This window comes from Segetibacter aerophilus (assembly GCF_007991655.1).
GTDB lineage: Bacteria > Bacteroidota > Bacteroidia > Chitinophagales > Chitinophagaceae > Segetibacter > Segetibacter aerophilus.
Map to the genome: position 1 here is coordinate 1 of NZ_BJYT01000022.1, position 21037 is coordinate 21037.

The 21037-nt window shown below is 41.2% G+C and carries 18 protein-coding genes; 11 read left to right on the plus strand and 7 right to left on the minus strand.

All coding sequences use genetic code 11. The features are described 5' to 3' along the window. Nucleotides 1-159 precede the first annotated feature (159 nt). The 3 genes from SAE01_RS19865 to SAE01_RS19875 form a co-directional block, all read right to left on the minus strand. On the minus strand, nucleotides 160-741 hold the full coding sequence (locus tag SAE01_RS19865; protein ID WP_218029206.1) for a YMGG-like glycine zipper-containing protein: 582 nt from the start codon (nucleotides 739-741) through the stop codon (nucleotides 160-162). Between the two features lie 621 nt (nucleotides 742-1362). Continuing rightward, the gene (locus tag SAE01_RS19870; RefSeq protein ID WP_147205556.1) at nucleotides 1363-1755 is read right to left on the minus strand and encodes an ester cyclase; all 393 of its coding nucleotides are present in this window, start codon (nucleotides 1753-1755) and stop codon (nucleotides 1363-1365) included. Nucleotides 1756-1821: 66 nt separating this feature from the next. Further along, nucleotides 1822-2697 carry a helix-turn-helix domain-containing protein gene (locus SAE01_RS19875; protein ID WP_147205557.1) on the minus strand — a complete coding sequence of 292 codons (876 nt, stop codon included), beginning with the start codon at nucleotides 2695-2697 and terminating at the stop codon, nucleotides 1822-1824. Between the two features lie 194 nt (nucleotides 2698-2891). On the opposite strand from SAE01_RS19875, the gene SAE01_RS19880 reads away from it, so the two are divergent. Further along, on the plus strand, nucleotides 2892-3902 hold the full coding sequence (locus tag SAE01_RS19880) for a glycoside hydrolase family 43 protein (protein ID WP_147205558.1): 1011 nt from the start codon (nucleotides 2892-2894) through the stop codon (nucleotides 3900-3902). A gap of 57 nt (nucleotides 3903-3959) precedes the next feature. Here SAE01_RS19880 and SAE01_RS19885 read toward each other — a convergent pair whose 3' ends face one another. Then, entirely contained in the window at nucleotides 3960-7013 is a 3054-nt protein-coding gene (locus SAE01_RS19885) for a PAS domain-containing sensor histidine kinase (RefSeq protein ID WP_147205559.1), read from the minus strand. Nucleotides 7014-7195: 182 nt separating this feature from the next. Then, nucleotides 7196-8587: a sialate O-acetylesterase gene (locus SAE01_RS19890; protein ID WP_147205560.1), complete on the minus strand. Its 1392-nt coding sequence runs from the start codon at nucleotides 8585-8587 to the stop codon at nucleotides 7196-7198. 177 nt (nucleotides 8588-8764) lie between these two features. Between SAE01_RS19890 and SAE01_RS19895 the strand changes: the two genes are divergently transcribed. From SAE01_RS19895 to SAE01_RS19905, 3 genes are all read left to right on the plus strand, one after another. Beyond that, a complete protein-coding gene (locus SAE01_RS19895; RefSeq protein ID WP_170234215.1) occupies nucleotides 8765-9241 on the plus strand; it encodes a GNAT family N-acetyltransferase in 477 nt (158 codons plus the stop codon). A 92-nt stretch (nucleotides 9242-9333) separates the two neighbouring features. Next, complete coding sequence (ligD, locus tag SAE01_RS19900) at nucleotides 9334-11379, plus strand: DNA ligase D (protein WP_246113290.1); 2046 nt, start codon at nucleotides 9334-9336, stop codon at nucleotides 11377-11379. 184 nt (nucleotides 11380-11563) lie between these two features. Then, nucleotides 11564-12244 (plus strand): Crp/Fnr family transcriptional regulator, encoded by a 681-nt coding sequence (locus SAE01_RS19905; RefSeq protein ID WP_147205562.1) that lies wholly within the window; start codon nucleotides 11564-11566, stop codon nucleotides 12242-12244. Nucleotides 12245-12262: 18 nt separating this feature from the next. On the opposite strand, the gene kbl is transcribed toward SAE01_RS19905, so the two are convergent. Then, nucleotides 12263-13450, minus strand: a complete 1188-nt coding sequence (gene kbl / locus SAE01_RS19910; RefSeq protein ID WP_147205563.1) for a glycine C-acetyltransferase — start codon at nucleotides 13448-13450, stop codon at nucleotides 12263-12265. A 217-nt stretch (nucleotides 13451-13667) separates the two neighbouring features. Between kbl and SAE01_RS19915 the strand changes: the two genes are divergently transcribed. The 7 genes from SAE01_RS19915 to SAE01_RS19945 all read left to right on the plus strand — a co-directional run bounded on the left by SAE01_RS19915 (nucleotide 13668) and on the right by SAE01_RS19945 (nucleotide 20554). Further along, nucleotides 13668-13883 carry a hypothetical protein gene (locus tag SAE01_RS19915; protein ID WP_147205564.1) on the plus strand — a complete coding sequence of 72 codons (216 nt, stop codon included), beginning with the start codon at nucleotides 13668-13670 and terminating at the stop codon, nucleotides 13881-13883. Nucleotides 13884-14111: 228 nt separating this feature from the next. Beyond that, on the plus strand, nucleotides 14112-14600 hold the full coding sequence (locus SAE01_RS19920; protein ID WP_170234216.1) for an RNA polymerase sigma factor: 489 nt from the start codon (nucleotides 14112-14114) through the stop codon (nucleotides 14598-14600). A gap of 86 nt (nucleotides 14601-14686) precedes the next feature. Further along, nucleotides 14687-15814, plus strand: coding sequence for an anti-sigma factor family protein (locus SAE01_RS19925; RefSeq protein WP_147205565.1), 1128 nt, complete (start codon nucleotides 14687-14689; stop codon nucleotides 15812-15814). 27 nt (nucleotides 15815-15841) lie between these two features. Beyond that, on the plus strand, nucleotides 15842-16699 hold the full coding sequence (locus tag SAE01_RS19930; RefSeq protein ID WP_147205566.1) for an outer membrane beta-barrel protein: 858 nt from the start codon (nucleotides 15842-15844) through the stop codon (nucleotides 16697-16699). A 227-nt stretch (nucleotides 16700-16926) separates the two neighbouring features. After that, complete coding sequence (locus SAE01_RS19935; RefSeq protein WP_147205567.1) at nucleotides 16927-17658, plus strand: esterase family protein; 732 nt, start codon at nucleotides 16927-16929, stop codon at nucleotides 17656-17658. A 71-nt stretch (nucleotides 17659-17729) separates the two neighbouring features. Beyond that, the gene (locus SAE01_RS19940) at nucleotides 17730-20225 is read left to right on the plus strand and encodes an AsmA-like C-terminal region-containing protein (protein ID WP_147205568.1); all 2496 of its coding nucleotides are present in this window, start codon (nucleotides 17730-17732) and stop codon (nucleotides 20223-20225) included. A 65-nt stretch (nucleotides 20226-20290) separates the two neighbouring features. Next, complete coding sequence (locus SAE01_RS19945) at nucleotides 20291-20554, plus strand: YciI family protein (RefSeq protein ID WP_262713381.1); 264 nt, start codon at nucleotides 20291-20293, stop codon at nucleotides 20552-20554. A gap of 41 nt (nucleotides 20555-20595) precedes the next feature. Here the strand turns inward: SAE01_RS19945 and SAE01_RS19950 are convergent, their stop codons facing one another. Further along, entirely contained in the window at nucleotides 20596-21027 is a 432-nt protein-coding gene (locus SAE01_RS19950; protein ID WP_147205570.1) for an IPExxxVDY family protein, read from the minus strand. Nucleotides 21028-21037: the final 10 nt, after the last annotated feature.

Sequence of the window (21037 nt, forward strand, 5' to 3'; positions counted from 1 at the left end):
AAGAAGAATTAAAGAACAAATGATGGCATACCGACTCATGTTCAATTGAAATTCTTCTCCAAAAGCACATACAAATTCTTAATAACAATAAGGAGGATAAGACCTCCGGACAAATTGCCCGTACATCTTATCCTCCTTTATTTCTAAAAAAAATCGTTCCTATTGAGGATTCTTCTCAGCCTTTTTATCTAAAATTTTACCTACGATAAATCCTCCGCCGGCGCCAGCAAGACCACCGATAACAGCACCTTTTACTTTGTTCTTACCAATGATTGCACCTGCGACTGCGCCTGTGCCTGCACCAATTACTGCGCCTTTAGCTGAATTACTCCAGCCTTTCTTTTTGGCAACCGTTGGTGTGGTCGTGGTTGTTCCGGTACTGCTTTCAGTTCCGGTTCCAGATGTGCTGGCACTTGTACCTGTAGAACCTGTACTTGCCCTGGTCTTCGTTGTAGTAGCTCTCCTTGGTGCAGAAGCAGTCGATGTCTTGGTAGTAGTCGTTACGGTTTTAGTTACTGTAGCGTTGGGGTCAACTTTTACATAACGGCTGCCATCGCCACTTACAATCGTGTCGCTCACTCCGTTCATAGTAAAGTCTTCACTCTTATCAGTGGAGGTGTTGTGATCCATACTCATGGTGTCAGTAGACATAAGGCTGGCTGCATCTGTTGCAGGATTTGGCTTACTTGTGCACGCTGTGAAAATGGCCGCGATTGCAAAGGCTGTTATTGTTTTTCTCATAATATCCGTGTGTTGTGTTTTTGGTAATCGATACTTTCCTGCTATTCTAAAGCATGAGCTTTAAAGGATTTTTAAATAGTATTACCTATTTGATTAAATATTCCTGGTGACAAAAAATGCGCTCTAAAAACTTCAAAGTGTTGTGACGAAGTTTGATCTCATCGCCGTGAAATGTAGTATATCGGCGATCTAATGAGCAAGGAAGATGGAGTAAAAATCAGGCGTATCAGTAGACCTGTAATTCTGTTTTGCAAGTTGATGTACAGGTCGTGTTGATACTAAGTTTCTCCGGCAGCTTCATAAAAAATTTTCATTTTTACTACTTATAACCGGCCATCAGATAATATGAAGTGACAGCAGATGCAAGAAGATGAATGGATCTTTATTTTCCTCTATCATACTAAACGCTGAAAGGGGAGAATGTATTGTGTGAGTTGGAAGATTTGAGTTTTGAGTTTTGGGATTTGAGTTTTGAGTTTTGAGTTTTGGGTTTTGAGTTTTGGGTTTTGGGTTTTGAATCGGCGGTCAACAGTTGCTGTTTTGGTTTTTGAATTTTTACTTTTTATTTTTTAATTAAAAAGACCCTACAGCCCGTGCAGGATCTTTTTGCTAATAAAGACCCTAATGCACTGCCTCGGCTTTTGGAGTTGCACCTAGTTGCTCCATCAGGCTCATTTGGTCGGCAATCAACCAATGGTTTACGATCTTATTGTTTTCAACTTCGTAACCAATGGCAAAGGGAAATTCGACAGATTTGTAGGTGGCCGGAATGCCGGCAAGGTCACCTTGGTGAGTACCTTTAAAACGTGCTCTAACCACCACACGGTTGTCTTCGGCCGTTATCTCATCAGCAAGGACTTCGTACTTAGGAAATGCTGCTTCAAAAAATTCAACATGACCTATAAGACCTTGGTCAGTTGCAAACTGTTCCATTAAAGACCTTGATTTTGCCACGCCACTTACAGCAGCAAAATACTCGATGATAAACTCTTTGTTCTTCTTAAACTGTTCCATAGTTGTATTTTTTGTTAAAGGTATTCAGCGAGGGAGGGGACGTGTTATCGTATTTGTTGCAATTACTTACTTGTTTGTTGCATCGAATTTAGCAGTGGCGAATACTGACGGACGAATACCGAACTTCTCGTTAAATACTTTGGTGAAATGACTCGGGGTTTTAAAACCGGTCTTATACGCTACCTCACTAACCGACAGGTCGCTTGTCTCCAACAACTCTTTTGCTTTTTGCAACCTGATGGCTTTGATATAGGAAGCAGGCGGCTGGCTAATAATAGGTTTCAACCTGCGGAACAACTGTGCCCGGCTCATTGCCATTTCATTGCTTAATGCCGTTGCGTCAAAATCTTCCTGGTGCAAATGCTGCAAGATGCACTCGTTGATCCTGGTAAGAAAAGCAGCTTTCCTTGGCTCAAGACTTTGAACGTTTTCGAGGTGATTATTTGTCCTGCTAAAATATCGTTGCAGGCGTTTACGCACTTCCTCAAAAAACACGGGCACAGGTTGACCGTCTACTTTCATTGGTGGGTCTTGAACAGCTTCTTCCTTCGCGGAGGTGAGAGGGATCTGTAAGGTGAAAACTGTTTCATTAGGCGAAGGCACACTTACATCTACAGCCGGCATCAGGCCATTGGTAATTGCCTTTATTTTCGAAAGGCAGACGCCGGTGTTGCGGACATTGATGTGGAAACTAGCCTGACCATCTGTATGAATGATTTCGGTAACCACAGTTACTTTACTTGAGGCCGGCAAATAAGAAATGATCCTACACAGCAGTTGCGATAAACAATATATAATCTTACATGGCTCATGAGGACACCTGGCAGATGAACACCTCTTTTCAAATACGATACACACTTGCCGGCTTCTTGCAAAAGATTGCAGTGACAAGCAAATATGCTTCACCAACGAAACGATATCAGGGTTTACGGAACGCGGCATATGTGTTTCTTAAATATACAAAATGAGGGGGAAGGGTGGAAGGGGTAGAGTTTAAGGTTTTTGGGTTGACGGTTGGCAGTTGAGAGATGACAGTTGACGGCCCGGAGGGTTGTCTATTTTAATTTTTACTTTTGAATTTTGAATTTTTACTTCCAGTACTTTGCAACAGACAAACATATTAACGACCGCCTCTAATGAAAACACTCTTTTTTTCAATCCTTGCTTTAAACCTTTTTCTGTACAAAACTGCTGTTGATGCACAAGCCGTTCAAGCTCCTGTAATTACGGGGGAGAAGGTGAAGGATACGGATGGGAATTTTATTAATGCACATGGAGCGGGAGTGCTGTATCACAACAAGACCTATTATTTATTCGGCGAGATTAAGAAAGGAAAAACATGGCTCGTACCTGGTCAGTCGTGGGAGGATTATAGAGTTCCGGCAGGTGGTATTTCTTGTTATTCGTCTAAAGATTTCAAGCAATGGAAATATGAGGGTGTTGCCCTTGCAGCGGTAAAAGGCCAGCCATCTCATGACCTTGATACAAGCAAAGTAATCGAGCGGCCAAAAGTGATCTACAACAGTGCTACAAAAAAGTTTGTGATGTGGATGCACATCGATGCGAATGATTACTCATATTCTCAGGCAGGCGTAGCAGTAAGCAACAATCCCGCGGGGCCTTATACTTACTTAAAAAGTGTACGACCAAATGGGCAAATGTCGAGAGACATGACGGTGTTTAAAAATGACGATGGCAAAGCCTATTTGATTTATTCATCAGAGGATAATAATACCATGCATGTTTGTTTGCTAAGTGAAGATTATTTAGCGCCGACTACCAAATATGAACGCATCTTAGTCGGCAGAAGACGCGAAGCTCCTGGAATGTTTAAAAACGAGGGCAAGTATTATTTGATTACTTCTGGCTGCACCGGGTGGTCACCTAATGCTGCTACCTATGCCGTTGCTAATTCCCCGCTAGGCCCGTGGAAAGAGCAAGGCAACCCCTGTGTTGGGCCTGATGCAAATACTACTTTTCAATCTCAGAGTACTTTTGTATTACCATTGGAAGGCAAAAAGAATGCATTCCTTTTTATGGCTGATCGCTGGAACAAACAGAACCTGGAAGACTCACGATATAGCTGGTTACCAATGCAGGTAGTGAACGGTAAAGTGTTTATCCCCTGGAAGAACAATAAGAGCTAGTTCGTTTGTAGCGCTTTAGACGTTTTTTGATTTGTTTTCTAAAAAGCGATAAAGCTTCTATAAGTCAAAGGATGCTTGTGTAGGATTGGAACGTGCGCCGATTTCATCGATACCACCTTCTTTAAAACCAACAGCCTGGTTTTTAAAAGTGATAATAAATGTGGTTCCTCCTTCAAGTTCACTTTCAACCTCAATGCTACCACCTAAGGCTACAATTTGTGATTTGATAATGAACAAGCCGAGGCCGTGCCCTTCGAGACTATCGTGAAAACGCTGGTACAATCCGAACACTTTTTCTTTGTGGCGGCCGAGGTCGATACCTGAACCATTGTCCTGAAATTTGAAAATTACATTTCCCCTCTCGTCCGCTTCTGACGAAACTTTAATCAGCAGGTTTCGTTTTGGTGACTGATATTTTATTGAATTGGATACAAGGTTTACGAGAATACTTTGCAGGTATGTGCGATTAAATTCGATTGCCCTGATCTTAAAATCAGTCACGATGTCCGCACAAACATCATTCAATGTATTGATGAAAATTCTTTTGACGTCGTTGATAGACTCCTCCAAATCAATCGTCGAAATTTCTATGTTTACATTATTCTTAATCACCAGGATCTTCGACAAGTCGTCAATTGTCTGTTGCAATTGCTTTGTAGAAGTGTCGAGCATATCAATCATCTGCTTGTTGTAACTATCCAGCGTGGTGTAGTCAATAATATTCAACAAGCCGGTGATATTCGACAAAGGAGCCCTGAGATTGTGGGACGTAATAAAAGAAAATTGTTTAAGATCAGCGTTACTTCTAAGCAGCTCTTTTATCATCAACTCCCTTTCGGCTTCTATCTTTTTCCTGTTTGTGATATCTCTCGAATTAATCACTATACCATTGATCGCAGGATTATCGACCTGGTTGGTAGCTTTTGTTTCGAACCATCTCCACTCTCCATTTCTATGCCTGTACCTGAACGCGGCGAGCTTCACCTCTCCGCCTTTGATCACTTTTTCAAGCTCACCCCGCGCCATTTCTACATCCTCCGGATGTATCAGGTGCAGTGCGTTTTTGTTATAGAGGAACCCAGGGTTATAGCCTAATACAGTTTCGATGTTGGGGCTCGTGTAAATATAATTTCCCTCGGTGTCGAGGATGCCTATCATGTCCGCACTTTTCTGCACGAGAGCTGTAAATCGTTGTTCAGCAACTGCCTTCAGTTTTTCTGCTTCCACCTGCAACGATGTATCGCGCGCAACGGCAAATGTTAGCCCTTCGTCTACATCTTTCCGGGCGGACCAGTTCAACGTAACCCGCTTACCATTTTTATGTATATATACATTTTGAAAGCTCGTAAGGTCTCTTCCCTCTTCGAGTTCTTTTCCTGCTTCTATAGTTATGTCGACGTATTCAGGATCAACAAAATCTAGTATAGGTCTGCCTACTAACTCTTCGGGAGTATATCCCAGAACAGAAGTTGAAGCCTCGCTTACCTGCACAAACCTACCGCTGTTATCAACAGAGCAAATGATATCAATAGAAGAATTCATGATCTTCTCCAGCTTCCTGGTTAGCTTCTGCAGATCATCTTTGTTTGACTGGAGTTTTTCATTCTGCTCTTCAATTAACAACTGGTTCTTTACACGCTCGGTGATGTTGCGGGAAAGACAGGAAACGCCCAACACCTTATTGGTATTAACGCGGTAGATAGGATTAAAATGTACCTCGGCAATTTTTGGCTCTCCTGTTTTAAAGTCTAAAATTATTTCGTCTACTTTAAATGATTCGCCCCCGAGCGCCCTCTGGTAGAAGCCTTTCCATTTCGCAGTCGTTTCAGGGTCATGTGAAGCGGCGGGAAGTTGTAATCCTACGTATGCCTGTCTGCCGGTAGCCCTTTCTATTGCCTGCTCGTAAGCATTATTAAAAGAAACCAGCTTTATTTTTTTGTCGATGGACCAGATAAGATCGCTGGTCGAATTAATTAAAGCTGCCTGGTTATTTTTTGTCTGGAGTATCTCAAATGCCTGCTTCTTCCTTTCCGTTACGTCACGAAAGTATACGGTCAATCCCTCAGTTGCAGGATAAGCCGATACATCCAACCACATATTTGCTGGCGCATAAAACTCTTCGAAGTGAACAGGTAAATGCGTTTGTGTTGCTTTCAAGTACTGATGGTAAAATCGTCCGTCAATTTCGCCCTTATAAACATCCCACAGGTTTTGCCCTATTACTTTTTCCCGTGGCATTTTTAATAGCGCCTCTGCAGCCTTGTTCCAATATTGAACGATCCAATTATTGTCTACTGCAAAAAAGCAATCGGTAATACTCTCGATAATATTATCAACATACTTTGCCTGCCGCTCCATTTTTCTCCTCGCAATTTCATGCTCGGTTATATCGGTTATGATGGAAAGATGCAGGCCGGGTAAAATATTCGAAGTGGCATTGTACTGGCAAAAAATCGTCTCGCCATTTTTTTTCTTCAGTTCGATGATGCCTTTCTGATTGCCCGTGTCTAAGAATTCATCCCATAAGTTTCTGTCATCGGGCTTGATATCAACCACCAGGTCTTTTACCGACAACGATAGTAGTTGCCATTCTGTATATCCCAACATTAAACATGCAGCCTCGTTTACCTGAACATATTGCCCATCATTGTTAGCAAGTAATATGGCATCATGTGTACCCTTGAAAATTGCTTCTAGACGTTGCTTTGCTTTTTTTTCTTGTTGCCCTGCAATTATTTTAGCAGTCACGTCGTTAATAGTAATCAGCTGGGCGGGAACATTTTTATAAATGATGTCGCTTTTCTTCGTTTCCACGTATAACACCTCGCCGCACTTTTTGTAGTGCACCATTTGATCAGCACGATGAGGGGGCTGTTGGAAACAGGAGTTGTTTTTTGTCAAGTCTTCCAGCGTCAGCTGCAGGATTTGGTCGAGGGTATATCCATACTTGTCCTGTGCGGCTTTGTTCGCCGCAATGAACTTTGCAGTATGATTAGCTGCAACCAGCATAGGCACGGGATTCTCTTCAAACAAGTTCTGATAGTCCGCCCTTAATTTTTCAAGTTCCTGTCTTAACAGCTCGTCCGGTGACGGGTCGATGATAGCCTTCATAGTTTCATTTCCCGTGTTTTAAAAAAGTCCCAGATGGACGTAACGTAATTATGATCGAATTATTGTAAATAAAAAATACCCTACTTGGTTTGTTTGATTTTTTGTTGCTAAACAGGTGAGCTTATCTCAACATCGTTGTGTCACTCGCTTGTACTTACGGAGCAATAATCTGCTTACGCCTTTTAGTTTACACTCCAGTTGTCTGTTCTAAAAGGTGTAACAGGCAAGCCATTTTTAGAAAACAAATTACCTACAGCTGCACTGCTAAAAGAAAAGCGAACGGCCGCAGGTTCACTTACTTTATCACTCCATACGATCAACTTGTTTCCACTTATTTTAGATTCAGCAGCATAAAAAACCTTGTCACTTCCTGCTATATACAATTGTGAGTTTGTAGTTCCCTTTACCATTAAACCATCGTCTGCATAGTCGAAACTAATAGTTGCTTTATTACCTTTCACCTCCATGCCTTTGTATGAAGGATTTGCATAGTTAATTCCTGTTTTACGATAAGTCTTTGCGAGCGCCCAGTTACTTAATCTCTCACCCACTTCCTTTTTCATAGGCGGATGAATGTCAGTTGTATCGGGTACAAGATCCGTGATGACAACCATACCGGTATTAGGTAAAGCCTGCACCCGTGCCTGTTGTTCCTGCACAATACTGCCTGATTTGCTTCCGTAGGTAAAGGGTCCGATCTGAACATAATAAAACGGAAACTCTTTGTCCCAGGCACGCCGCCATGACTTAATCATGGAAGTAAGTAAACGGCCATAAGAGTTAGGGGCAACGGTGTTGCCTTCGCCCTGGTACCATAAAGCACCCGCAATATTGTAGTTGGTAACAGGAGCAATCATGGCATTGTAAGTAACGCCGGGCCAGAAGGGCCAACCACGTTGTGGTACTTGCTTATGCGCAGACTCTCTTAGCGTGTCATCTGCATTAACGACCTCAGCCGGTGTCCATACTTCTGCAGGTGTGCCACCCCACGCAGCTTCAATTAACCCGATCGGAACATTCAACTCTTTGTTCAATCGCTTTGCAAAAAAGTAAGCAACCTCGCTAAAGCTTTTTAAAGTATTAGAATCGCATACAGTCCATTGAGCTTTGCAATCATCCTGCGGATATTGGGCGGTAGCTTTTTGTTCTAGAAAAAAATGAATCTTGTTGTTAGGTGGGTTTTTAAATTCCGGCCGTATGTCCCTGGATCCTGCGTAAAACGAATTGAACTCCATATTAGATTGTCCGGAGCATACCCATACTTCACCAATCATTACGTTGTTAAGCGTAATCGTCCTACCTCCTTTTATGGTAACAGTATAGGGTCCACCGGCTGCAGGTGTGGGAACCATTATTTTCCATTTTGCATCACGGCTTGCAACGACCGAGTCTGTTCTATTATTCCACGAGGTCGTTACTATTATTTTTTCTGAAGCATTGCTCCAACCCCAGAGCGCTACAGAAGATTGTTGTTGCAATACCATGTTATCGGCTATAACCGAAGGCAAGCGTACTTCTGCAAAAGAGGCAAAAACTGTAGACAATAGTGACAGGCAAAGTAAAAATTTTCTCATAGTTGGAAAGACAGGTGGGAGTTAAAGTTAAGTAGTTGAGTGTTTGCTACGACAAAAAAACCTGCAACGATTAATCTTTATCTTCCTGAGTAATTTTGGTAGCTACCCGGATAAAAATAATAATTACAAAAACACGCACCCAATTGCACCCCTATGAAGCATTGTAACATAAGAGAAATGAAGTCAAACGAGTTAAACTTTTACAAACAGTTTCTTGCTGTAGGTCTACTGGAAGATGCAGAAAATTTTCGGCTCACTCCTACGGATGATTTACATGCACCTTTTCCAACCGGCGATAAAGAAGATAGTTTCACACTCGGTGCTTTTGTTGATGATGAGCTTGCAGGCGTAGTAAGCTTTGAACGGGACGGCAAGGACAGAGAAAAATTAAGACACAAAGGGATTTTATTTAGAATGTATGTGTCAAAAGATTTTCGGGGGCAAGGGGTTGGACAGGCACTCATACTCGCAGTGATCGAAAGAGTAAGACAGATTGGTACCATTGAACAAATCAATCTCACCGTAATTGCTAATAACGCAAACGCCAAAAAGCTGTATGAAAAGTTCGGCTTTAAAACTTTCAGCTCTGAAGAACATGCTATAAAATGGAAAGGAAAATATTTTACTGAAGACCAAATGGCTTTAAGGCTTTAATAAGAATCCCTTTTAAAAAGGGTCAAACCGCTTCTTGCATTAACTACAGTGGCATGATTTGTACGTGCATTTATTCACCAATGCATTAGCATATGAAAGCAAAAAAAACGCCGGCTAAAAAAGCGCCTACTAAGAATGATACATCCGTTAGCGGAGAAGCAGCTCCGTTTCCTTCAGACATAAAACCTATGTTGGCTACGTTGGTGAACGAGCCGGTAGAAGCAGAAGGGTGGCTATACGAAGTGAAGTGGGACGGCTTTCGTGCATTGGGATATATACACGGAGACGTAGTTGAAATAAGGTCTCGAAACAATAAGTCTTTTAATGAGAAATTCTACCCGGTGTACAATGCCTTACAACAGTGGGGCAAAGACATTGTGGTTGACGGTGAAATAGTGGTGCTGGATAAAAAGGGCGTTCCGGATTTTAGCGGGTTACAAAATTGGCGAAGTGAAGCAGATGGACAACTTGCTTACTACCTCTTCGATATTCTTTGGCTAGGCGGAAAAGACCTGATGAATGTTCCGTTGGAGGAGAGGCGGGAGATTTTACGATCTGTAACTCCAACAGAAGGTCTGATCAAACTGAGTGAAAATTTTGAAGCAACAGGCAGCGAATTTTTTGCGCTTGCAGATAAAATGGGGCTTGAAGGAATCATGGCTAAAAAGGCTGATAGCGTATATGTTCCCGATGCACGATCTAAAGACTGGCTAAAGATTAAAACCGAAAAACACCAGGAACTGATTATAGGTGGATACACAAAAAACGAAGGAACGCCGAAGCCTTTCAGTGCTTTATTGTTAGGTTGGTTTATTGGTAATGAGTTTCATCATGTAACCCCTGTCGGCACGGGCTTCACCGTGAAATTGCAAAAGGAGATCCTGGAGAAACTTAAACCGTTAGAGATTTCTCAATGTCCTTTTAAACATGTTCCTGCTTATAACAAGGCTTCGAGGTTTAGACCAAATCCGCCAAAGGCTGAAGTAGTATGGGTAAGACCCGAAATGGTTTGCGAGATCAGTTATCGCGAAATGACAAAAGACGGCTCTATTCGTCATCCGTCTTTTCGAGGACTTCGTGAAGATAAAAATGCAACCGAAGTAGTAAGAGAAATGCCAGCGCCAGTTACGGAAATAGTGAATGATGAAAACAAGCTGGTCAAGAAAAAAGTATTGGCAACCCCGGTTGAACAGGAAAGAAAAACGCTGCTTAATCCTAATGAAGAAACGCAGGTAAAGAATGTGGGCGGGCACGATATGAAGTTTACAAACCTCAGTAAAGTTTATTGGCCCGATGATAATGTGACGAAGCGTGACATGATCAACTACTATTACCAGGTAGCGCCTTACATGTTACCCTATTTAAAAGACAGACCTCAAACGCTGAACCGGTTCCCGCATGGAATAAAAGGTGAAACGTTTTATCAAAAAGATGTAAAAGGCAAAGCGCCGGAATGGATTAAAACGTTTCCTTACCACAGCTATACCGATGGAAGGGACAAAGAGTTTTTAGTATGTACCGATGAAGCGAGTCTACTATACATCGCGTCGTTGGGTTGTATTGAAATCAATCCATGGAGTAGCAGAACCGAGAAGCCTGATAATCCCGATTGGTGCATTATAGACCTTGATCCCGACAAAAATACTTTTGAACAGGTGATGGAAGCAGCTTGTGTGACCAAGCAAATTCTAGATGCGATCGAAGTAACGGCTTACCCGAAAACTTCCGGGTCAACAGGGCTGCATATTTATATTCCTTTTGGCGCAAAATACAGTTATGAAGATTCTAAGGAATTTGGTCGAAAGTTGGCCAAACTAATTCATGGCCAGTTGCCTGATTTCACCAGCATAGAACGAAAGGTCGCTGACAGGCAGGGTAAGATGTACATCGACTTTTTACAAAACCGTCCACAGGCTACTGTTGCGGGTCCTTACTCTCTGCGGCCTAAACAAGGTGCAACAGTTTCGATGCCGCTTCACTGGGATGAGATTAAATTAGGTCTTACCATAAAGAGCTTCACCATTTTTAATGCGGTTGACCGGTTGAAAGAGCAAGGCGATATTTTTACGGGTGTGCTTGCAGATGGGATAGATTTGGAAAAAGCCCTTCAAAAGCTTGAAAGCTTGTTCGGCGGATGAAGTGGCGATTAAAGGCTAAGAAGTTTTTCGCGCTGATTAAAGATTTACCGTTGAAGTGAGTGACACAACAAAAGCAGCCTAATGAACAGATGCGCGCAACAAAATATTGTTCAACAAAAAGTATCTTGCAACAGAGCACTCTTGCCGCCCTTGCAGCTAAAACCATCTGAGTTATCTTGCCGCTATGAAGCCGAATAAGAAAAGTTGCGACCTTCAAAGTTGTTCTTTGTGCAGGGGATGTTTGAGAGAATGGTTACCGGCCCTTGACGCTAACAGGAAAACTTTTGACTTCAAAAAAAGTGCACTGCTTTTTCAGGAAGGCGAACCTGTAACGGGTATTTATTATATGGTTTCCGGAAAAGCGAAGGTGCATAAACATTGGACAGATGATAAAGAATTGATCGTTCGTTTTGCAGGCCCAAGCGATATTATCGGGCATCGCGGACTGGGAAAAGAAACTGTTTACCCTGTATCTGCGACAGCCATTGAGCCCGTTACCGCATGTTTTATTGAGCTGGACTTTTTCTTTTCTACGCTAAAAATCAACCACAATTACTCCTTCAAGCTATTGATGTTTTATGCAGAAGAATTGCAGGAATCGGAAAAGCGTATGCGAAACCTAGCTCACATGAGCGTGAAAGGTCGCATTGCTTATGGATTATTGAAATTGAAAGAAAGGTTTGGAGTAACCCCTGCCGGCGTACTCAACATTAGTCTTACCCGGCAGGACCTCGCTTCTTACGCAGGCACCACTTATGAAACTGCTTTCCGCGTTATGACCGAGCTTTCAAAAGAAAATCTTGTAAGCTTTGTAGACAAAGACATTTGCATTATTAATGAACAAGCGCTAGCAGAAATAACTTAGCCCTTTAACTTATATAGATCACTTTATAACGCCTAGTTCTTTACCAACTTTAGTGAACGCCTTAATTGCCTGATCGAGGTGATGCGTTTCATGTGCTGCACTTAATTGCACGCGAATACGAGCCAAACCTTTTGGCACTACAGGAAAGAAAAAGCCAATTACATACACGCCTTCTTCCAGCAGCTTCGCAGCAAACTCCTGCGCGACTGTTGCTTCATATAACATAATTGGAACGATAGGGTGATCGCCGGGTTTGATATCAAATCCGGCTTCTGTCATTTTCGCCCTAAAATATTTGGTGTTATTTTCGAGCTTATCGCGTAGTTCGGTTGTTTCTGTCAGCATATCTAACACTGCTATAGATGCACCTACAATACTTGGTGCAACTGTGTTACTGAACAGATATGGGCGGCTGCGCTGCCGAAGCATTTCAACTATTTCTTTTCTTCCACTGGTAAAACCACCGCTTGCGCCGCCAAGTGCTTTTCCTAGAGTGCCGGTGATAATATCGATGCGGCCCATTACTCCGCGGTACTCGTGCGTGCCTCGTCCGGTCTTGCCCAGGAACCCGCTGCTATGGCTTTCATCTATCATTACGATAGCATTGTATTGGTCCGCCAGGTCGCAGATCTTGTCTAGTTGCGCAATTGTTCCATCCATGCTGAATGACCCGTCTGTTACGATAACCCGGCTGCGTAATGACTGCGTTGACTTGAGTTTGTCTTCGAGATCTTCCATGCTGTTGTGCTCGTAACGGTAGCGCTGCGCTTTGCACAACCTTACCCCATCAATAATGGACGCATGGTTTAAAGTATCGCTGATGATGGCATCCTGCTCGTTAAAGAGTGGCTCGAATACTCCGCCATTTGCATCAAAAGCAGCTACGTATAAAATGGTATCTTCTGTACCTAAAAAGTCTGCTAGTTTTTTTTCGAGCTCTTTGTGAATGTCTTGCGTTCCGCAGATAAACCGTACACTACTCATTCCATAACCATGAGAGTCGATGGCCTTATGTGCAGCTTCAATCACTTTTGGATGAGATGATAACCCGAGGTAATTGTTAGCACAAAAATTTAAAACTGTTTTTCCATTGACCGTTATTTCCGGTCCCTGTTCGCTGGTGATTACTCTTTCTCTTTTAAACAATCCTGCTGATTCTATTTCCTTTAGTTCCTCGCCTATCCTGCTTACGAAATTCTCGTTCATATCTACTTTTTGTGCGCCAAAGTTAGTATTAAGAAGACATTTATGGTTGCGTCGGTTGTGGCTATGAATGAGGTATAAGTTAGAAAATTCTTATGGATAGCGGCGGCCTTAATAGTCTTGTTAATTATTTGTAAAACAGCAGAATTAAAAATCAGATAAATAATAATGTAACTATTTACGATTAAATTCGTAGAAGAATACAGTTAAACATACTGTTATGAAACACAAAACCAACTTCCGTCTTATTCTTGCCATACTAGCAGTAGGGATAGTGGTGCTTTTTCTTGAGAAGAGAAGGACCGAAAACAGGAGAAATGCTACAAAAGAGACGAGAAAAATAAACAATGAGGAAACCAACTTTAATGTGAGCAATACTGATTATATTTTCTTTGAACCACTCAGTAAGTACCTCTTTATCTCTTTAGAAAATTAGTTGCCTTTTGGTGCAAAGTACTGCTTAGAATATTTCACCTTCATTCCATTTGCCGCAGCAGTATTTCAAACTTTACCCCGTAATCTTCTTAGTTTCTTTACTATTTCCTGTGTTTCACGTTTGCCCGGAAATCCACTACAAGCCTCCTGATTAATTTTCTTAAAAAAATTTGTAACTTTTTGTTTCTACCCACGTATCATATCAAATAACCGGAACATTACTGCTTTTATGACTGAGCAACAATATAATGAATGTGTGAACTTGTATGCTGACAACGTATATCGGTTTATAGTAAAAAATCTTCGTCACGAAGAAGATGCACGTGATATAGTGCAGAGCGCTTTTGAAAAAATGTGGCGCAACCGAGATGCTGTTGACAACGATAAAAGCAAGTCTTACCTTTTTACTGTTGCTTACAACCAGATGATTGATCATATAAGAAAGTCGAAGCGGGTGAGCCTTACAGAAGAGTTTGGAGAAACAAGCAGGGGAGCAAATTATCAACCGGGAGTGAATGTGCAGCAGACTTTACGTGAAGCCCTTAACCGGTTGAACGAAACACAACGGAGTCTTGTAATGCTGAAAGATTATGAAGGCTACAATTATGACGAGATAGGTAAGATAACGGGACTGAGTGAAAGCCAGGTAAAGGTTTACCTGCACAGGGCAAGAATTACTTTGAGGAATTACCTGGTAAGCAGGGAGAATGTGATGTAAAGAATTTGACGGTTGAGAAAAACAATTAGCAAATGCCAGAAAGCTAGCGGCGAGAGCAAATAGCAGGTGGCTTAAAAATAAAAACAGTGGTTATAAACAGACATAATTACGAAGAGTTTTTTCTGCTGTATGTAGATAACGAACTGAACGAGTCAGACCGCGCTGCGGTAGAGAAGTTCGTGCAGGAAAACGGAGATTTGGCGGAAGAGCTTGACATGTTGAGGCAAGCTATACTACCGGGTGAGCATGTTGAGTTTGATCAAAAAGAACTTTTATACAATAAGGAAGAAGGAATATCGCAGGACAATTATGAAACCTATTTCCTGCTCGCCGTTGACAACGAACTTACCCCCAAGGAAAACGAGGAAGTTGAAAAGTTTGTGCTGAAGCATCCAGAATTACAAGGTGAGTATACTTTACTTAACCAAACAAAGTTAGAACCAGAGGAAATCATATTTGAAGGGAAAGAAAAACTGTATAAAAAAGATGAAAAGGTAAGGCCGGTAATATTGATGAACTGGATGAGGATGAGTGCTGCTGCAGCAGTTATCGGGCTTATTGCTATCAGCTGGTTCTTCACTCAGAATAACAACAATGCTCCGGCTACACAGTTATTAACCAGTACTGATAAGATAACAAATTCAACACCGGCTAGGATAGCACCAACCCAACCACTTGTAGTTGATACAAGCATTGAGGTAATAACTAAAAAAGTGCCTGTAAAGGTTGAAAGCGTGGCAGCAGCAACAAAGGTGAAAACAAAAAAGACCAGTGAACCAAAACCATTAGCAAATGAAATGGTGGCGGGAAACAAAAAAAGTCAATTACAACAGGTTGAGGCACCACAAAAAGTTGTTGACGAAATTGAGCGGCCTGCACCAGATAGAAAATCATTTGAAGAAACAATCGCGTCAGCTAAGATTTCTCCAAACAGCAATCCACCCGTAGTAAAAGAGGATGCTGACAAAATAAAGCTCGCTGCTAAGTCTTCGCTTGACCAGAGTTCTTCGCTGGCAGCTCATGCAGTTTACCGGGAGATAGACAGTCGCGAGAACGATGAAGAAAATACTTTTTACCTAGGATCTGCTGAAATAAACAAGACTAAACTGAAAGGTTTATTTAAAAAAGCAGCCAGTCTCTTTGAGAGAAAAAATAGCAACAACGACGGCGAAAGAACCCTTAAAATTGCGGGTTTCGAAATAAAAAGCAAATAGTCTTACACTACACAAAACAATACTAAAATGAAAAGGATTTACATGGCATTTGCAGCCTTGATGGTTGCAGGAGCAAGCTTTGCCCAAACAGAAACGACAAAGCCCACCGAAGACACCACTGTTAGCACGGCAGACACTATCAAAGCAGGCAACTTTATTATTATTAAAAAAAGAAGAGAGAATGCCGGCGAGAAAACCACTACCAATGTTACGATTGAAAGAAAGCCTTACAAGCCAAGTAAGATCAGTACCAACTGGTGGATCTTTGATCTGGGTTTTGCTAACGTAAATGACAAAACAAATTATGCGAGTGCAGAAGCTCAAAGCTTTTTGAGATCAGTAGGGCCAGGTGGCAAACCAGGCAAAGAGGATTTAAAATTGAGATCTTCTAAAACATCCAATGTAAATATCTGGGTGGTAATGCAACGGCTGAACCTGGCAAAAGGCTATGTAAACCTGAAGTACGGGCTGGGTTTGGAGATGTTTAATTTCAGATATGAAAACAGCATCCGTTACAATAAATCTCCCAACTACATTTATAAAGACAGCATCAGCTTTTCGAAAGATAAACTGTATGCTGGCTATGCGACTGTTCCATTTATGTTGAACATAAATACAAGCCCGGGAAGAAAAAAAGGATTGAGCATTAGTGCTGGTGTCAGTGCCGGTTACCTTGTTGGAAGCCACACAAAGGAAGTGAGCGCTGAAAGAGGTAAACAAAAAACAAAAGGAGATCTTGGCCTTGAAAAATTCAGGTTGGCTTATGTAGGCGAACTAGGCATAGGACCCATCAGGCTTTTTGGAAGCTACAGCCTTACAAAGCTGCATGAAAATGGTTTGGAACAATATCCCTACAGTTTAGGAATTAGGTTTAGCAACTGGTAGAAGTCAACAAGGTTTGTTAAGGCGTAACAGGGCTGGACCACTAGGTGTTGCTATCATAAGAAATTGTACAAGGGAGTGACACAACGATGCTGAAGACGGAACATATGCCTGTTTTAAAATACCTCTTATGTTATGAACGCTAGCTTTTATTCTTTACCTACTTTTGAAGGAATAGTAAAAATTAGGCTAAAAAGATTGATAGTGTTCACCCGTAACTTAAAGAGACAATGAGAAGAGAAATAACATCATGGTACAGCCCGGCACTAAGAAGAGAAATGCCGATAGCTTCTTACGGACATTATGGTTTTGCGCTTTTATTAATTCCTACAGCCGCGGCAGACTATCTCGAGTACGAACGGTTTCAACTTTTAGATTCGCTGGCGCCAATGATTGATAGTGGTAAGTTGAGGGTGTTTAGCATCGATAGTATGAATAAAGAAAGTTGGCTCAACTACCAGATGGAGCCTGCTCATCGCGCTATTCGGCACAACGAGTTTAATCAATATGTTTTTGACGAGGTGGTTCCCTTTATTAGAAACGCAACCAGTAATGAAACTTTTATTTATACCTGCGGAGCTTCTTTTGGTGCACTACATGCGATGAACCTTTTTTGCAAACGCCCTGATATTATAAACGGTGCAATATCGATGAGCGGTGTGTATGATTTAACCGAATACACGCGCGGATTTTATGACGAGCAGGTATACTATAACAGCCCCATTCATTATATACCAAACTTATCAGACAGCTTTTATCTTGATAAGCTAAGAGCAAGCCATCACATACACATTTACACCGGCAGTGGAGAATATGAAGAGCCTGATGCTTCACGGAGATTTGCCTCTGTTTTATATAGTAAAGGGATCTGGTGTGACCTGGATGTTTGGGGTAACGACGTAAGGCACGACTGGCCAACGTGGCGAAATATGCTGCCTTATATTCTTGATAAAAAATTTTAAAATAAAACCCCAAATTTCACGGGGTTTTATTGTTTTATTCCAGATGGCATAAAAATTTTACCTGTTAACTGTTGAAAAAATTTTTAAGATATACACTTAAGGGACTTGCCATTTTTTTTGGAGTGCTGGTGTTGGTTTACACCGTCGCATATGTTTATATCGTTGCTAAGAAAAAAGACATTATTAGTCAAATAAAAGAACAGGTTGCCGACAAGCTAAATGGTGAAGTACAAATAGGTGACATTAGTTTGGGCTTTCTTGCACAGTTTCCTCGAATTTCTATTAAGCTTGAAAACGTTTCTATAAAAGACACGCTCTTCAATCAACACAAACATCCCTTCTTCGAAGCTCAAAGAGTATATGCAAGCATAGGTGTCGTAAACCTTATTAAAAGAAATAATCCATTAAACGCAATCCAGATCGAGAACGGGAACTTATATGTTTATACTGATACCTCCGGTTATACAAACTCTTACCTGTTAGCCCCTAAAAGTGCTACTGGCAAAGTAGACAAACCTTCAACGGCAAAGACTGAGATACAAAGTGTAAAGTTTATAAACGTGAGGCTGATTTTAGATGATAAAAGAAAAAAGAAGCTATATGACTTTGCTGTAAAAAAGGTGACATGCAGAATCAATAATAGTGATTCGCTTCTAACTCTGAAGACTTCCAACAATATTCTCATTCATAATTTTGCCTTAAATACCGACTTCGGCAGCTATGTTCATGAAACGCAGATGGATGGAAATTTCAGTGTTGCATTCATCAAAAGCAGGAAGCAGTTAAATTTTGAGAATATTGAAATACGTTTCAAAAATCATCCTTTCACTTTATCAGGTACTTTCAGTTTTACCCAGGCTCCTACCTTCGCACTAAAAATATCGACAAAAGATATAAACTACGAAGAGGCAAAGGCTCTGCTTACTCCAAAGATTGCTACAGCTCTATCGCTTGTTAAGATTGAGAAGCCAGTGGACGAAGTTTTCGCGGACATAAGCGGTCCGTTAAATGGCGGAGACCCATTGGTTAATATCAAATGGAAATTAGAGGATAACAATGTGCAATCGCCTTTTGCGAGCTTTGCAGATTGTTCGCTCGAGGGCTCTTTCACCAATGAACTAATTGCCGGCTTACCAAGAAAAGACCCAAATTCAAGGTTGCAATTTCACAACTTCAAGGGAGACTTCGAAGGGCTTAAAGTAACTTCTGAAAACATCTATATTGACAACCTGGTATACCCAATGATCAATGCAGATATCAAAACTAACTTCAACCTGACCCAGCTCAACTCCCTGCTTGGATCACGTACGCTTGATTTACATGAGGGAAAAGGATTGCTTGATGTCACCTATTCGGGACCGTTAGCTCATAATTCAAATAGAAACACAGCTTTAACGGGCAAGCTTTCATTTTCCGACGGAGTAATTATGTATCATCCGCGCAATCTTCCAATGACTAATGTTAGCGGCAATATTATTTTCAAAAAAACCGATGTATATGTTACGGAGTTCAAGGGAAATGTGCAGGGCAACAAATTGGTGATGAGTGGAAGTGGAAAAAATTTACTCGCGCTAATGAATACAAGCCCAGGTAAAATTTTGCTTGACTGGAATATCTATTCTCCTTCTTTAAACCTAAATAGCCTGACTTCTCTTTTCAAGCAAAGGGCCTCTGCTGCTAGAACAAGTGCAGGTAAATCAAAACTTGGAAGCACTGCAAAAAATGTTGACGAAATAGTTGACCAGGCGAATTTGCGTTTGAATATAAAGGCTGATAAACTCTCCTTTAATAAGTTTACTGCTTCGGAGGTGAAGGCTTCGATTGGGTTGATTAATGAAAACTGGATTCTAAATAACGTTAGCCTTCAACATGCGGGTGGGTCAATGTCTATCAGCGGAAGCCTCCTTGCGAAGAACAGTAGATTTTATGGGTCTAGTATAAAAGTCAATATGCACAACGTGGATGTAAATAAAGTGATGTATGCTTTCAATGATTTTGGGCAGGATGGTATTTCTCACGAGAATCTTCGCGGAAAACTTACTTCAACAGTAGACGTCACGATGAACCTCGATCGGGATCTAAAGGGAACTCCTCAAGACATTGTAGGTTATGTAGATTTTTCTTTGAAACAGGGCGCCTTGCTTAACTATGCTCCAATGGAGAAGATTCAGCAGGTCGCCTTTAAAAAGAGAAATTTTAGTGAGATTTATTTTGCTGAATTGAAAGATCGGCTCGATATAAAAAACAAGGAAATTTTCCTTCATAGAATGGAGATACAATCTACCGTTCTTACACTATATGTCGAAGGTATTTACAGTATAGTGGGCACCAATACCGACATTGGAATACAAATACCTCTTAGCAACCTTAAGAAAAGAGATGGAGATTATACTCCTGAAAATAAAGGTGCAGACTCAAAAGGTGGAGCAAGTATTTTTGTCAGAGGCCGACCAGGCCCTGATGGTAACGTTCAGTTTAAACTTGATCTATTTAAGAAGCTAAGAAAAAAAGACAAGGATAAGGATAAGGACTTGCAAGCAACAGACAGTACTCAGGTAAAACCTTAGTTAAGAAAGCAACCTTAATATTCAAGCAAAATCTAAAAGATGAAAAAATATTTGTTCTGAAGCTTATTCCGTCAAGGCCTGATTTTTCGCAAACAATGACGGAAGAGGAATTGAGTGTTATGAAACAACACGCAGAGTATTTGAAAGAATACATGAACCAAGGATCCATCTTAATTTTTGGACCCGTCCTTGATCCTAATGGCGCTTTCGGCCTGGCAATTGTTGCAGCAGATAACGAAGATGAAGTAAAGCGTATTATCGAGAACGACCCGGCAAGTAAGATAAATAAGTATGAGTACTATCCTATGTTGGCAACCCTGCCCCAGTAGTTCCTAATGAATTAGTATTAGAATATTGCTAAAACTCCATACTAGAAAACAAGATGCTCTTTGTTCTTGATTTTTTCGTTTGTTAACTCTGCAACCATCTGCACAGTAGCAATAGATTTGATAGTTGTAATGATATGACTACATCCGGAGTCATCTACATAATCGCCTTTCATGAGCAACAAGAAGTCGAGGTGCTTAAATTCCGGCAAAAGATATTCGCCGTCGCAGTGATTATGGAAGAGATAATATTTTAAGAAGTTATTCTCTTCATGCTGATAGACCGAAAAGAAATACTGCCTGTTTTTCTTTCGTAGCTGCTTATCAATTTCAGTATCGAGCCGGAAGTTGAATCCAAGGAGGTTATTTAACTGCCAGCAAAACTGGTAGTTTTTAATTGGCGCGACAATACCGATCAATCGTGTATCAGAAAAGAAATCGTCAGTAATGGCGTCGTTATCGAGAGTTAGTTTCATTCGGGGGTAA

Excerpts from the sequence above, each read along its gene's own strand:
- SAE01_RS19865 (WP_218029206.1), bottom strand. The coding sequence starts at position 741 with ATGAGAAAAACAATAACAGCCTTTGCAATCGCGGCCATTTTCACAGCG.
- SAE01_RS19870 (WP_147205556.1), bottom strand. The coding sequence starts at position 1,755 with ATGGAACAGTTTAAGAAGAACAAAGAGTTTATCATCGAGTATTTTGCT.
- SAE01_RS19875 (WP_147205557.1), bottom strand. The coding sequence starts at position 2,697 with ATGCCGCGTTCCGTAAACCCTGATATCGTTTCGTTGGTGAAGCATATT.
- SAE01_RS19880 (WP_147205558.1), top strand. The coding sequence starts at position 2,892 with ATGAAAACACTCTTTTTTTCAATCCTTGCTTTAAACCTTTTTCTGTAC.
- SAE01_RS19885 (WP_147205559.1), bottom strand. The coding sequence starts at position 7,013 with ATGAAGGCTATCATCGACCCGTCACCGGACGAGCTGTTAAGACAGGAA.
- SAE01_RS19890 (WP_147205560.1), bottom strand. The coding sequence starts at position 8,587 with ATGAGAAAATTTTTACTTTGCCTGTCACTATTGTCTACAGTTTTTGCC.
- SAE01_RS19895 (WP_170234215.1), top strand. The coding sequence starts at position 8,765 with ATGAAGTCAAACGAGTTAAACTTTTACAAACAGTTTCTTGCTGTAGGT.
- ligD (WP_246113290.1), top strand. The coding sequence starts at position 9,334 with ATGAAAGCAAAAAAAACGCCGGCTAAAAAAGCGCCTACTAAGAATGAT.
- SAE01_RS19905 (WP_147205562.1), top strand. The coding sequence starts at position 11,564 with ATGAAGCCGAATAAGAAAAGTTGCGACCTTCAAAGTTGTTCTTTGTGC.
- kbl (WP_147205563.1), bottom strand. The coding sequence starts at position 13,450 with ATGAACGAGAATTTCGTAAGCAGGATAGGCGAGGAACTAAAGGAAATA.
- SAE01_RS19915 (WP_147205564.1), top strand. The coding sequence starts at position 13,668 with ATGAAACACAAAACCAACTTCCGTCTTATTCTTGCCATACTAGCAGTA.
- SAE01_RS19920 (WP_170234216.1), top strand. The coding sequence starts at position 14,112 with ATGACTGAGCAACAATATAATGAATGTGTGAACTTGTATGCTGACAAC.
- SAE01_RS19930 (WP_147205566.1), top strand. The coding sequence starts at position 15,842 with ATGAAAAGGATTTACATGGCATTTGCAGCCTTGATGGTTGCAGGAGCA.
- SAE01_RS19935 (WP_147205567.1), top strand. The coding sequence starts at position 16,927 with ATGAGAAGAGAAATAACATCATGGTACAGCCCGGCACTAAGAAGAGAA.
- SAE01_RS19950 (WP_147205570.1), bottom strand. The coding sequence starts at position 21,027 with ATGAAACTAACTCTCGATAACGACGCCATTACTGACGATTTCTTTTCT.